The 12,310-nt window shown below is 61.1% G+C and carries 14 protein-coding genes and 1 pseudogene; 5 read left to right on the forward strand and 10 right to left on the reverse strand.

The genetic code is table 11. The features are described 5' to 3' along the window. Positions 1 to 100: 100 nt before the first annotated feature. The 4 genes from bfr to pyrC all read right to left on the reverse strand — a co-directional run bounded on the left by bfr (position 101) and on the right by pyrC (position 2,869). Complete coding sequence (gene bfr / locus IFT98_RS00680) at positions 101 to 577, reverse strand: bacterioferritin (RefSeq protein WP_122713240.1); 477 nt, start codon at positions 575 to 577, stop codon at positions 101 to 103. A gap of 199 nt (positions 578 to 776) precedes the next feature. Next, positions 777 to 998: a bacterioferritin-associated ferredoxin gene (locus tag IFT98_RS00685; protein ID WP_122479247.1), complete on the reverse strand. Its 222-nt coding sequence runs from the start codon at positions 996 to 998 to the stop codon at positions 777 to 779. 153 nt (positions 999 to 1,151) lie between these two features. Next, a complete protein-coding gene (gene rnt, locus IFT98_RS00690; protein WP_192049795.1) occupies positions 1,152 to 1,826 on the reverse strand; it encodes a ribonuclease T in 675 nt (224 codons plus the stop codon). Further along, the gene (gene pyrC / locus IFT98_RS00695) at positions 1,823 to 2,869 is read right to left on the reverse strand and encodes a dihydroorotase (RefSeq protein ID WP_192049793.1); all 1,047 of its coding nucleotides are present in this window, start codon (positions 2,867 to 2,869) and stop codon (positions 1,823 to 1,825) included. The genes rnt and pyrC overlap by 4 nt, the downstream gene beginning before the upstream one ends. Positions 2,870 to 2,999: 130 nt before the next feature. Between pyrC and IFT98_RS00700 the strand changes: the two genes are divergently transcribed. Continuing rightward, positions 3,000 to 3,923 (forward strand): OmpA family protein, encoded by a 924-nt coding sequence (locus IFT98_RS00700; RefSeq protein ID WP_192049791.1) that lies wholly within the window; start codon positions 3,000 to 3,002, stop codon positions 3,921 to 3,923. Positions 3,924 to 4,020: 97 nt separating this feature from the next. After that, complete coding sequence (locus tag IFT98_RS00705; protein WP_192049789.1) at positions 4,021 to 5,238, forward strand: argininosuccinate synthase; 1,218 nt, start codon at positions 4,021 to 4,023, stop codon at positions 5,236 to 5,238. An 81-nt stretch (positions 5,239 to 5,319) separates the two neighbouring features. Here IFT98_RS00705 and IFT98_RS00710 read toward each other — a convergent pair whose 3' ends face one another. Next, positions 5,320 to 5,868 carry a hypothetical protein gene (locus tag IFT98_RS00710; protein ID WP_192049787.1) on the reverse strand — a complete coding sequence of 183 codons (549 nt, stop codon included), beginning with the start codon at positions 5,866 to 5,868 and terminating at the stop codon, positions 5,320 to 5,322. 470 nt (positions 5,869 to 6,338) lie between these two features. Here IFT98_RS00710 and IFT98_RS00715 point away from each other — a divergent pair, with 470 nt between their 5' ends. After that, positions 6,339 to 6,965 (forward strand): response regulator transcription factor, encoded by a 627-nt coding sequence (locus tag IFT98_RS00715; RefSeq protein ID WP_122479241.1) that lies wholly within the window; start codon positions 6,339 to 6,341, stop codon positions 6,963 to 6,965. A gap of 29 nt (positions 6,966 to 6,994) precedes the next feature. Here IFT98_RS00715 and IFT98_RS00720 read toward each other — a convergent pair whose 3' ends face one another. The 4 genes and pseudogenes from IFT98_RS00720 to metG all read right to left on the reverse strand — a co-directional run bounded on the left by IFT98_RS00720 (position 6,995) and on the right by metG (position 10,930). Further along, positions 6,995 to 7,174, reverse strand: coding sequence for a PA3496 family putative envelope integrity protein (locus IFT98_RS00720; protein ID WP_192049785.1), 180 nt, complete (start codon positions 7,172 to 7,174; stop codon positions 6,995 to 6,997). A 106-nt stretch (positions 7,175 to 7,280) separates the two neighbouring features. Next, positions 7,281 to 7,919 (reverse strand): endonuclease III, encoded by a 639-nt coding sequence (gene nth, locus IFT98_RS00725; RefSeq protein ID WP_122479240.1) that lies wholly within the window; start codon positions 7,917 to 7,919, stop codon positions 7,281 to 7,283. 37 nt (positions 7,920 to 7,956) lie between these two features. Continuing rightward, positions 7,957 to 8,772 (reverse strand): annotated as a pseudogene (locus IFT98_RS00730) (RnfABCDGE type electron transport complex subunit B); the annotation flags it as partial. A 106-nt stretch (positions 8,773 to 8,878) separates the two neighbouring features. Next, the gene (gene metG / locus IFT98_RS00735; RefSeq protein WP_192049781.1) at positions 8,879 to 10,930 is read right to left on the reverse strand and encodes a methionine--tRNA ligase; all 2,052 of its coding nucleotides are present in this window, start codon (positions 10,928 to 10,930) and stop codon (positions 8,879 to 8,881) included. 193 nt (positions 10,931 to 11,123) lie between these two features. Here metG and IFT98_RS00740 point away from each other — a divergent pair, with 193 nt between their 5' ends. Further along, on the forward strand, positions 11,124 to 11,450 hold the full coding sequence (locus IFT98_RS00740) for an aspartate-semialdehyde dehydrogenase (RefSeq protein ID WP_122713231.1): 327 nt from the start codon (positions 11,124 to 11,126) through the stop codon (positions 11,448 to 11,450). Positions 11,451 to 11,511: 61 nt separating this feature from the next. Then, positions 11,512 to 11,676 carry a hypothetical protein gene (locus IFT98_RS00745; protein WP_192049779.1) on the forward strand — a complete coding sequence of 55 codons (165 nt, stop codon included), beginning with the start codon at positions 11,512 to 11,514 and terminating at the stop codon, positions 11,674 to 11,676. A 6-nt stretch (positions 11,677 to 11,682) separates the two neighbouring features. On the opposite strand, the gene IFT98_RS00750 is transcribed toward IFT98_RS00745, so the two are convergent. Further along, complete coding sequence (locus IFT98_RS00750; protein ID WP_122713230.1) at positions 11,683 to 12,153, reverse strand: MaoC family dehydratase; 471 nt, start codon at positions 12,151 to 12,153, stop codon at positions 11,683 to 11,685. Positions 12,154 to 12,310: the final 157 nt, after the last annotated feature.

The raw sequence follows: 12,310 nt of genomic DNA on the forward strand, positions 1-12,310 counted from the left end.
CGGTTGCTGGCTGGCCTTGGTGCCAGCCAGCCATGAAAAAGCCCCGCCTGTTCAAACAGTGCGGGGCTTTTTCATGGTGTCACGCCAGGGTTGCGAAGACTCAGCTTTCCTCGCCCATGCTCGACTGCAGGTAGTTCTCGATCCCGACCTTGTCGATCAGGCTCAGTTGAGTCTCCAGCCAGTCGATCTGCTCTTCCTTGCCTTCGAGGATGTCTTCGAGCATTTCGCGGCTACCGAAGTCGCCAGCGGTTTCGCAATGAGCGATGGCGCCTTTCAGATCGCCCAGACCCTTGTATTCGATCTTGAGGTCGCAGGCGAGCATTTCACCGGCGTGTTCACCGATCAGAATCTTGCCCAGTTCCTGCAGGTTCGGGATGCCTTCGAGGAAAAGAACGCGCTTGATCAGCTTGTCGGCGTACTTCATCGCGTCGATTGACGCCTTGTATTCATGCTTGCCCAGCTTGTTCAGGCCCCAGTCTTCGTACATGCGGGCATGCAGGAAGTACTGATTGATGGCGACCAGCTCGTTTCCGAGGATCCTGTTGAGATGCTGGATGACGCTGATATCGCCTTTCATGATCAGAGAGCCTGCGCGGGTATAGGAGTAATGGCGTGAAGTTTGGCCTCAGGAACTAAGCATGTCAAACCTAAGTTATTGAATACTATATGAAAATTAATCGGAATAAGAATGACTGAGTTCCGCGTTTGTTGCTAAGTCGTTGTATTCCAGACATAAAAAAACCGGGCAGGGCCCGGTTTCTTCAAAGACGGTGGTTTTACGCGGGTGTAAATTCTGCCGGGTAGGGCAGTGCAGAGGCTTGAGCGGTCTGGATTTGAGTCAGGGTATCGCGTACCACTTCCTTGGCGAGGCAGGCACATTTACCGCACTGCGTGGCCACGCCTAGGGTTTCACGCACGTCACGAAAGCTGCAGCAGCCCTCGTAGATCGCATCGCGAATCTGGCCATCGGTGACACCCTGGCAAAGACAGACATACATACGTAAGAACCGCCGCTGTGTTGGTTTCAGTGCGGACGATCCTAATGTTAATGAGAATGCTTGTCAAAGCAACTCGCGACTACGTTTGGCGCAAGCGATGAACGGTTGCGGCAGGGGCCGTCGATCATTCTCGACGTTCCCTGCTGCACCGGTTCAATCGTTGAAATCCTGCCAGCCGCCCATCTGCTTCCAGCGGTTGACGATGCCGCAGAACAGCTCGGCAGTCTTCTCCGTGTCGTAGCGCGCGGAATGAGCTTCGCGACCATCGAAGTCGATATCGGCAGCCTGGCATGCCTTGGCCAGGACGGTCTGGCCGTAGGCAAGACCCGCGAGGGTCGCGGTGTCGAAGCTGGAAAAGGGATGGAACGGGTTGCGCTTCATCTCGGTGCGCGCGACTGCGGCGTTGAGAAAGCCGAGGTCGAAACTGCTGTTGTGGCCCACCAGGATCGCGCGCTTGCAACCGTTGGCTTTGAGCGCCTTGCGAATGCCGCGGAAGATGTCGGTCAACGCTGTCTCTTCACTGACGGCCATGCGCAGCGGATGGTCCAGCTTGATACCAGTGAACTCCAGCGCAGCGGCCTCGACGTTGGCCCCCTCGAACGGTTCGACGCGGAAGAAGTAGGTGTGATCGGCAAACACGAAGCCTTTCTCGTCCATGCCGATGGTGGTAGCGGCAATTTCCAGCAGGGCGTCGGTGGCGCAGTTGAAGCCGCCCGTTTCCACGTCCACGACTACCGGCAGGTAGCCGCGAAAACGTGCGGCCATGGGGTGGCGCGAGCCTGTGCCCGAACCGCCCGTCTCTTCGTCGTCGTAGTTGTCTTCACTCACGCATCTTTCTCCAGCAGGCGCCAGCGCAGTTTTTCACCGGCGCGCAGCGGGATGACTACCTGCTCGCCGAATGGCAGGCTGGTTGGGGCGGTCCACTCGTCGCGGACCAGGGTAATGGTGTCGGTGTTGCGCGGCAGGCCGTAGAAATCCGGGCCGTGCAGGCTGGCGAAGCCTTCGAGCTTGTCCAGCGCATCACGTTGCTCGAACGCCTCGGCGTACAACTCGATACCGGCGTAGGCGCTGTAGCAGCCGGCGCAGCCACAGGCCGCCTCCTTGGCCTGCTGCGCATGGGGCGCCGAATCGGTGCCCAGGAAGAACTTGACGCTGCCGCTGGTGGCGGCGTCGAGCAAGGCAACCTGGTGTGTATTGCGCTTGAGGATCGGCAGGCAATAGAAGTGCGGCCGGATTCCGCCTACCAGCATGTGGTTGCGGTTGTACAGCAGGTGCTGCGGGGTGATGGTCGCGGCGACATTGGCCGACGCGGCCTTGACGAACTCGGCGGCCTCGGCCGTGGTGATGTGCTCGAACACCACCTTGAGCGCGGGAAAGCGCTCCACCAATCGACACATGTGTTCGTCGATGAAGATCTTCTCGCGGTCGAACACGTCGACATCACCGCGGGTGACCTCGCCGTGGATCAGCAGGGGCATCCCGGCATCGCTGAGGGCTTCGAGCGCCTCGGTGATGTTGTCCAGGCTGGTCACCCCGGAATCGGAGTTGGTAGTGGCACCTGCCGGGTACATCTTGGCCGCCTTGACGAAGCCACTGGCCTTGGCGGCGCGAATGTCGGCAGCGCTGGTGCGGTCGGTCAGGTACAAGGTCATCAGCGGTTCGAAGGCGCTGCCTGCGGGGCGTGCGGCAAGGATGCGCTGGCGATAGGCATCGGCTTCGGCGGCAGTGCGCACCGGCGGTACCAGGTTGGGCATGACGATGGCGCGGGCGAAGATTCGCGATACATCGGCCACGGTATGCGGCAGCACGGCACCATCACGAAGATGAATGTGCCAGTCGTCGGGACGCAGAAGGGTCAGGCGGTCGGACATTGGGGATTCCAGGCGGTTCGAACTCGTCGCGGATGCTACCGGAAAACGCCGTGCACGGCATCCGCTATCAAGTTTTGCAGGCCATGTCCGATACCTTGGAAGTACCCCGTTCGAACCCGTGGAGCCTGTCGTGCGCCAGCGTTATATTGCCCTGCTCAGTGTGTTTGCCAGCCTTCCGGCCCTGGCGATGAATTTCCAGACCCGTCTGGAGAACGTCGAGTGGAAGGTCGCGGGTGACCAGTTCGAGTGCCGACTGGGTCAGCCGGTGAGCAATTTCGGTTCGGCCGAGTTCGTGCGCCGTGCAGGCGAGCAGGCCGTGTTCCGCCTGACCTCCGCCAGCCGTCTGCTGGGTACGGGCTCTGCCATGCTGATTGCGGCTGCGGCACCGTGGCAGCCGGGTCGCGGCGACATCAATCTGGGCAGCGTGCGCCTGGGCCAGGGCGAAGCCCTGCTCACCAGCTCGCAAAGCCAGGCCAGTGGCTTGATCAATGGCCTGCTGGAGGGCCGCATGACCCTCGTACGCAGCCAGTCCGGCGGCGGCCAGCCGGTCGAGATCCGCTTGCTGTCGGCGCGCTTCGGCCAGGCCTTCGGCGAGTACCAGGCCTGTGCGGCAAAGCTGCTGCCGATGAACTATGACCAGATCCGCCTGAGTGAAGTAGGCTTTCCCCGCAACCTCGAACTCGATGCGGCAGCGAAGGCGCGCCTGGACAAGCTGCTGACCTTCATGAAGGCCGATCCGAGCGTCAATCACGTGCAACTCGACGGGCATTCGGACAACAGCGGCAACCGGCTGGTCAATCGCGACCTGTCCAGGCGTCGGGCCATGGCCGTGCAGGAATACCTGCTCGCCCATGGCTTGAACGACAGCCAGATCACCTTGCGCTTCCATGGCGAAAGCTACCCGCTGGTGACCAACAACACGGCTGCCAATCGGGCGCGCAACCGCCGCGTGAGCATCGAGTTGACCCGCGCCGAGGCGGCGCCGAGCGTGACGCCCGCCGCCGATTCACCCGCCGTTCTGGCCACGGAAAAACCGCCGGCCAAGCCGCTGTGACTGTCGCCTGTTCAACCAAAGCTGTCGCGCCCCTGTAAATTCGCGGCCTTGGGCGGTAGAATCGACGGCTTTCCGTAGAACCCCGTGGAGTGATGGCATGGCGGACGTAAACAAGGTCGTTCTGGCGTATTCCGGCGGCCTGGACACTTCGGTGATCCTCAAGTGGCTGCAGGATACTTATAACTGTGAAGTGGTGACCTTCACTGCCGACCTGGGTCAGGGCGAAGAGGTCGAACCGGCCCGCGCCAAGGCACAGGCCATGGGCGTGAAAGAAATCTACATCGACGATCTGCGCGAAGAATTCGTGCGCGACTTCGTGTTCCCGATGTTCCGCGCCAATACCGTTTACGAAGGCGAGTACCTGCTGGGTACGTCCATCGCTCGTCCGCTGATCGCCAAGCGCCTGATCGAAATCGCCAATGAAACCGGTGCCGACGCCATTTCCCATGGCGCTACCGGCAAAGGCAACGATCAGGTCCGTTTCGAGCTGGGTGCCTATGCACTCAAGCCCGGCGTCAAGGTCATCGCACCATGGCGTGAGTGGGATCTGCTCTCCCGTGAAAAGCTGATGGACTACGCCGAAAAGCACAACATTCCGATAGAGCGTCACGGCAAGAAGAAATCACCGTACTCGATGGACGCCAACCTGCTGCACATTTCCTACGAAGGCGGTGTGCTGGAAGACACCTGGACCGAGCACGAAGAAGACATGTGGCGTTGGACCGTCTCGCCGGAGAACGCCCCGGACACCCCACAGTATCTTGAGCTGACCTACCGCAATGGTGACATCGTCGCGCTGGACGGCGTCGACATGACCCCTGCGACCGTGCTGGCAACGCTGAACCGCATCGGCGGCGAGCACGGCATCGGCCGCCTGGATATCGTCGAAAACCGCTACGTCGGGATGAAGTCCCGCGGTTGCTACGAAACCCCGGGCGGCACCATCATGCTGCGCGCCCACCGCGCGATCGAATCCATCACCCTGGATCGCGAAGTGGCTCACCTCAAGGACGAGCTGATGCCCAAGTACGCCAGCTTGATCTACACCGGCTACTGGTGGAGTCCGGAACGTCTGATGCTGCAACAGATGATCGACGCCTCGCAGGTCAACGTGAACGGTGTGGTCCGACTCAAGCTGTACAAGGGCAATGTAATCGTTACCGGCCGCAAGTCCGACGACTCGCTGTTCGATGCCAACATCGCGACCTTCGAGGAAGATGGCGGCGCCTACAATCAGGCTGATGCCGCAGGCTTCATCAAGCTCAACGCTCTGCGCATGCGTATTGCCGCCAACAAGGGTCGCACGCTGTTCTGATCACGCTGCTGTGGTACAGAGTGCCCCGACACGCGCAAGGCGTGCCTGAAACCCCGGTCTCGACCGGGGTTTTTTTATCGGTCAGCCCAGCAGCACCGTCCACTTCAGGCGGCCGGGCTGCAGCGCCGCCACGTGGCAATGCAGCCCGCTCAGACGCGCAACCAGTGCACTGGGCAACGGTGGTGGCGCCGCCTGGCCCACCAGTAAGATCAATAGCGGTCGGATGTGCTTGCGCGTTTCCAGAACGTCGACCAGCCGTTCCAAGTGCGCTGCCATGCGGGCGCGTGTCTGCAAAGTGCTGGTATCGATGATGTGCAGATCGTTGTGCGCCAGGCGGACCCGGTTATCGGCTCGGTATTTGTAAGCGTCCACTTCGATATCGAGACTTTCGAGAAAGTACGCTGAACTCTCGAAGTCCGAGGGTGAGTAAAGTGCACGTCGATTGAAGTTGAGCGTTGCAAAGAAAAGAATGGCCAGGAAAGTTGGGAAACCTACCAGAAACCATATATAGATCGTCTGGCTGGTTTCGTCCAGGAATGGCAGGCTCGCCAGGGCCGATGCCTCGACCATGGCCGTGAACAGCGCGATGACGCCCAGCGGATTGGGACGGGTGATCTTTTTGTTAGCCACGTGTGCCTCGCAGGGCCGTGTCCGGCCGGTAGTTGCTTGGCCAACGATAGTATTAGGCTCGCCGGGCCGCGCAGGATGCATAGTTATCTGCCTGCCGGTGTCATGGTGCCCGTGGGCATGCGGCGCTGCGCATGGCAGCCAATGCTCTGGCCCAGGGATTTTCGTGTGGAACGGTGATGATCGATGGGCGGTATTTATCCTGCAACAGCTTGGCCAGTTCCAGGCACACGGCTCAATTGAAGCGGCAGGTCAATTATGCAATGCTCCTGTTCCTTGGTTTTATAAGCAGAGCTCGATGCCGCCAAGCACTGTACAGAAATTTTCACCGACTTAATATGTAGGAATATTCGTCTGGTGTTGTAGGAAGTGTCTTAGTTATTGCCTGCCCAGATTCTCTATCGTCCAAGGCGGCAGTTGTCTGAGGTAATGTGCGGGCTCTAGAATTCGAACAGCGAAAATTGGATCTTCCCATGAATAAAGTGCTGATCGTGGACGACCATCCGGTCATCCGCCTGGCCGTGCGATTGCTGATGGAGCGCCATGGCTACGAGGTGGTGGCCGAGACCGACAACGGTGTCGACGCGTTGCAACTGGCTCGTGACCACGCACCGGACATCGTCATTCTCGACATCGGTATTCCCAAGCTCGACGGCCTGGAAGTCATCGGTCGGCTTACGGTCAGCGAGCCTCAGCTCAAGGTCCTGGTGCTGACTTCCCAGGCACCGGGGCATTTCTCCATGCGTTGCATGCAGGCAGGTGCGGCGGGTTATGTGTGCAAACAGCAGGACCTCACCGAGCTGCTCAGTGCGATCAAGGCCGTGTTGTCTGGCTACAGTTATTTCCCCAACCAGGCGTTGCACTCGGTGCGGGCGAGCCTGGGCAATGCCTCGGAAGCCGACATGGTGGATCGCCTGTCCGGGCGAGAAATGATGGTGTTGCAGCAGTTGGCCAAAGGCAAGTCGAACAAGCAGATCGCCGACGGCATGTTTCTCAGCAACAAGACCGTGAGTACCTACAAGACTCGCCTGCTGCAGAAACTCAATGCCCGCTCGCTCGTCGACCTGATCGAGTTGGCCCAGCGCAACGGTCTGGCTTGAGGGCAGCGGAATACCGTGCGCACTGTGCGCTAGAGATCGAAGTCGTAGTCGGCGAGCTGGCGCTGCAACCGCCGTTCTTCGAGCAGGTTGTCGATCGTGCGCCGCTTGCTCAGATTGCTCTTGGCAGGTTCGACGACAGGCTCCGTCTCATCATCGTCCACACCGATGATGTCATCTTCCGTTTCCAGCGTTTCTTTTTCGGTACTCATGAAGTCAGCTCCAGGCATGTGCAGCCGTTGGCGGACCTTATAGCGACATTCGAAGACGGCGTAAAAAAGATTTTCTCAATCGAGCGGCAAGGTTCTACAGATCGCCTCAATCGTCGCTGGTCTTGTGCTTGTATTCACACAGGTCTTCGATACGACAGCTGCCACAGCGGGGCTTTCGCGCCTGACAAACGTAGCGCCCGTGCAGGATCAGCCAATGGTGGGAGTCGAGCAGGTACGCGCGGGGCACGAACTTCATCAATTTCTGCTCGACCTCGACCACGTTTTTCCCGGGCGCGATCCCGGTGCGGTTGCTGACACGAAATATGTGGGTGTCGACGGCCATGGTCAGCTGCCGAAACGCCGTGTTGAGCACCACGTTGGCGGTCTTGCGTCCAACGCCGGGCAGCGCTTCCAGCGCTTCGCGAGTCTGCGGCACCTGGCCATCGTGCCGTTCCACAAGCAGGCGGCAGGTCTCGATGACGTTGCGCGCCTTGCTGTTGTACAGGCCGATGGTCTTGATGTAGCTCGACAGCCCTTCGACGCCGAGCGCATGCATCGCCTGGGGAGTCGGTGCGACGGGGAACAATTTTGCGGTGGCCTTGTTCACGCCAACGTCAGTGGATTGTGCAGAAAGAATGACCGCGATCAGCAACTCGAAGGCGGACCCATAGGCCAGCTCCGTCTTCGGCTCTGGATTGTCTTCATGCAGCCGACGGAAGATTTCCTGGCGTTTCGTCGCGTTCATCGGGCGGATAGATCCTTGGCAGGCGGGGCTAGACTGTTTGCAGTGCAGCGAGATGACGTTCGGCAGCCTCATGCTCGCGGCCCAGGGCGTCGAGTATGAGGTAGTGCTCGAATGTCGGTGGGGTCACGAAAGCCTTTCGGGTTTTCACCAATTGTGCGCGAGTCATGGCCACGGCGATCTTTGCCTGTTTCAGGGCGGTGTCGCCGTCGCTGGCCTTGGCTGCCTTCGCTGCCTTGATCCGTTCGATTGCCGACAGGGCTGGGGGCACAGGCAGCGCTACGGTCGACGAGCGCGCTGGCGTTGGTGATCGCGTGGCCTGGCGTGCAGTTTCGAGCCGCTGCAGGCGTCTGTTTCGAGCTTCAAAACGTTGTCGGGCGTGATCGCGCTTGCGCAGCCGAGCGCGTTGCTGCTCGGGGCTGCATGAAGGATCGCCCGCCAGCGATGTGAACGGCGATGTCGGCGCCGGATGCATCTCGATGCAGTCGACGGGGCAGGGCGCCACGCACAGGTCGCAACCGGTGCATTCGTCGGCCAGTACGCTGTGCATCAACTTTGCCGCGCCGAGAATGGCGTCCACCGGGCAGGCCTGAATGCATTTGGTGCAGCCGATGCATTCCGCTTCCCGTATGTAGGCGATCTGGGCGGGTGCCGCACCGCGTTCCGGGTCCAGTGGCAGCACCGGCAATTGCAGCAGCTTCGCCAGGGCGGCGATGGTCGCATCGCCCCCCGGCGGGCAACGGTTGATCGGTTCACCGGCTGCGATACCGACTGCGTAGGGCTTGCAGCCGGCATGGCCACATTTGCCGCATTGAGTCTGCGGCAGCAATGCGTCGATGCGTTGGATCAGGGTCATGGGCCGGCCGGAGAGCGGAAGTGGGCAGGTTGCAAGGATGGAGTGGCAGCAGCCTTGCCCGTCGCCTTGCGCTGAAGATGACGGGCAGGGTGCGTGAGCCGCGAACCTATTTGATGCGCTGGCCCGGCTTGGCGCCGCTGTCGGGGCTGAGCAGGTAGATCTCTTCGCCGCCAGGGCCCGCAGCCATGACCATACCCTCGGAGATGCCGAAGCGCATCTTGCGAGGCTTGAGGTTGGCAATCATCATGGTCAATCGACCTTCCAGTGCAGCCGGGTCCGGATAGGCACTCTTGATCCCGGAGAAGACGTTGCGCTGTTCATCGCCGATGTCGAGGGTCAGGCGCAGCAGTTTGTCCGCGCCTTCCACCGCTTCGGCCTTGAGGATCAGCGCGACACGCAGGTCGACCGCAGCGAAGGCGTCGAAGTCGATCTCGGCGGCCAGCGGTTCCTTGGTCAGCTCACCGTTGCCACTGGCGGGCTCAGGCGCGACAGGGTCCTGGGCAGCGGCGAGGTCTTGCTTGGAAGCCTCGGTCATCGCCTGCACCTTGACCGGGTCGATACGGGTCATCAACGCCTGGAACGGGTTGAGCTGATGGTCGGCGAGCCAGGTGGCGTGGTCGTTCCAGCTCAGGGGTTCGACGTTGAGGAAGCGTTCGGCTTCACGGGCCAGCTCCGGCAATACCGGCTTGAGGAAGATGATCAGCTGACGGAACAGGTTGATGCCCACCGCACAGACGGCCTGCACCTCGTCGCCGCGACCTTCCTGCTTGGCCAGCGACCAGGGCGCTTTCTCGGCGATCCAGGCGTTGGCGCGGTCGGCCAATGCCATGATTTCGCGCATGGCGCGGGCGAAGTCACGCACTTCATAGGCTTCGGCAATGCTCGGCGTCGCGTCGAGGAACGCCTGGGTCAGCTCCGGCGCGGCATTGGCAGCAACCAGTACGCCATCGTTGCCCTTGTGGACGAAACCGGCGCAGCGGCTGGCGATGTTGACCACCTTGCCCACCAGGTCGGAGTTGACCTTCTGCACGAAGTCGTCGAGGTTGACGTCCAGATCGTCCACGCCGCGGCCCAGCTTCGATGCGAAGTAGTAGCGCAGGTATTCGGGCGCCAGGTGATCCAGGTAGGTACGGGCCTTGATGAACGTGCCACGTGACTTGGACATCTTCTCGCCGTTGACCGTGAGGAAACCGTGCACGTTCAGCGCGGTCGGCTTGCGGTAGCCGGCGCCTTCGAGCATGGCGGGCCAGAACAGCGCGTGGAAGTTGATGATGTCCTTGCCAATGAAATGGTACAGCTCGGCCGTCGAATCCTTGCTCCAGTACGCGTCGAAGTCGAGTTCGGGGCGGCGGGCGCAGAGATTCTTGAAGCTGGCCATATAGCCGATCGGCGCATCCAGCCACACGTAGAAGTACTTGCCCGGCTCACCGGGAATCTCGAAGCCGAAATAGGGCGCATCGCGGGAAATGTCCCACTCCTGCAACCCGGCATCCAGCCACTCGGCGATCTTGTTGGCCACGGCGTCCTGCAAGGTGCCGCTGCGGGTCCAGCCTTCGAGCATCTGCTGGAAGTCGGGCAGCTTGAAGAAGAAGTGCTGGGAATCCTTGAGTACGGGCGTGGCGCCCGAGATCGCCGATTTTGGATCGCGGAGCTCGGTGGGCGCGTAGGTAGCGCCGCATTTTTCGCAGTTGTCGCCGTACTGGTCGGTTGCCGCGCACTTGGGGCAGGTGCCCTTGATGAAGCGGTCGGCCAGGAACATCTGCTTCTGTGGGTCGAAGTACTGAGTGACCGAACGCTGGGCAATGTGACCGGCCTCGCGCAGTTTCAGGTAGATCTCGCTCGACAGCTCGCGGTTTTCTTCGCAGTGGGTGGAGTGGAAATTGTCGAAGTCCACCAGGAAGTCGGCGAAATCGGCGCTGTGCTCGGCCTTGACGTTGGCGATCAGCTGTTCAGGCGTGATGCCTTCCTTTTCCGCTCGCAGCATGATGGCCGAGCCATGGGCGTCATCTGCACAGACATAGACGCACTGATTGCCGCGATGCTTCTGGAAGCGCACCCACATATCGGTCTGGATGTACTCCAGCATGTGGCCAAGGTGGATGGAACCGTTGGCATAGGGCAGGGCGCTGGTGACGAGAATCTTGCGTGGCTCGGACATGGGGCTCGGCTACTGGAAGTGAAACGAAGACCGAACACTATAAAGGGGCCAAGGGATTTTTTCACCTGTTGTCAGGGGCGGGGGGCCTAGCGCCCGACAACGAGGGCGTGGCGCTGCGGCCACTGCCATTGCGACAAAACGTCTCAAGTTGCCGAAGTGGCGGCCGACAACCTGGGATTAGGAGACTTCCCTCATGATTCCGCCCCTGATTCCGATCAGCGTCGTGCCGGTGACTTCGCAACTGGACCCGGTCAAGTCCACGCCCAGCATTGCGCCGGTCGCGCCGGCCCAGCCGGGTTCGAATGAAACCGCCATCGACCTGCGCCATCACGATGCCGACCAGACGGCGCTGCTCCTGCGCGAGGAGCAGCGGCGGCGCCAGCGCGAAGGCCGGCAGCAGGACCCCGACGAGCACGCACCGGTGCCGGGCGACTCGCTCAACGCCGACAACACCGTCCCGGTGGCGCCCTTGGTCGAGGACCCGCCGCGCCAGGGGCTGTGGGTCGACATCCAGGTCTAGTCAGGGCTGTTCGCGCGCTGCATCATGAACGATCCTTTCTGACAGCCGACTCGACACTGCCATGAGCCAAGACGACAACCTGATCGATTTCGCCAGCGAACGCGGCAAGCGTATCCATGACCTCAAGGACAAGCGCCTCAACGAGATGCGTCAGGCATTCGAGCAGGCGCTGCCCCTGGATCCGGCCAAGTCCAGGAAAAAAGCGAAGAAGCCGAAGAAGCGCTGAGACCCGTCAGCCGATGCTGATGGGTGGCGGGCTGACCAGGGTCACGGTCTGCTGCTTGCGTGGCGCAAGGATTTCCGCCTCGCCGTCGACCACGAGTTCGTCGCGCTGATTGAACACGCGAGTGGCAATGCGGACGCGGAACTTGGGCAGTTTTTCGAGGATTTCCAGGCGCACGGTCAGGGTGTCGCCCAATTTCACCGGTTTCTGGAAGCTCATCTGCTGGCCCAGATAGATGGTGCCAGGCCCTGGCAGTTCGCAGGCTACTGCGGCGCTGATCAGCGCACCGCTGAACATGCCGTGGGCGATGCGCTCCTTGAACATGCTGTTGGCGGCGAATTCCGCGTCCAGGTGCACGGGGTTGTGATCGCCCGACATGGCGGCGAACAGCTGGATGTCGCGTTCCTGCACGGTCTTGCTGAAGCTGGCGGTCTGGCCAACCTCGAGCGCTTCGTACGGGGTATTGGTGACTTGGGTCATGGGCGGTGGGTCCTTGGCTTGGCGACGGTCATGGCCGCGTCAAATAGATTCACGATGTTAACAGCGGGGTCGTGCGCATTTGCGTCGGTGGCGGCAGCTGCTAACGTCGGCAGCATACCGCAGGCGCAATGGCCGGGCGGGCTTCGAATCAGAGGAC

The sequence above is a fragment of the Pseudomonas sp. CFBP 8770 genome, assembly GCF_014841705.1.
Taxonomy (GTDB): Bacteria; Pseudomonadota; Gammaproteobacteria; order Pseudomonadales; family Pseudomonadaceae; genus Aquipseudomonas.